The 424-nt window shown below is 70.5% G+C and carries 1 protein-coding gene; it reads right to left on the minus strand.

The features are described from left to right. On the minus strand, positions 1–424 hold a 424-nt coding region (locus DBR12_RS21030), incomplete at both ends, for an EVE domain-containing protein (RefSeq protein WP_108619003.1).

Below are 424 nucleotides of genomic sequence, written 5' to 3' on the forward strand. Positions count from 1 at the left end.
ACCGCCCTGTGATCGCCTCCCACTCCACAGCCTCCACCGGCGTGATCGACAGCCGGTTGCCCCGCTGCAGCACACGCATCTGCGCCAGCGCTGGGTGTTCGCGCAGCTCGGCCAGTGAGATCAGCCGGGTTTTGCGCAGGGCCTGCACGTCCAGCAGCAGCCAGCGGGGCTGGTCGGGCTGGGATTTGGGGTCGTGGTAGGGCGAGGCGGGGTCGAACTGTGTGGGGTCGGGCCGGGTGCTGCTGGCCACGCGGGCGATGCCTGCGATGCCGGGTTCGGGGCAGCTGGAGTGGTAGAACAGCACGCCGTCGCCCACCTGCATGTCGTCGCGCATGAAGTTGCGTGCCTGGTAGTTGCGCACCCCGGTCCAGGGCACGGTGGCGCCCGGGGCGGCCAGGGCGTCGTCGATGGAGCATTCCTCGGG

The organism is Acidovorax sp. HMWF029, assembly GCF_003060895.1.
Classification (GTDB): Bacteria; Pseudomonadota; Gammaproteobacteria; order Burkholderiales; family Burkholderiaceae_C; genus Acidovorax.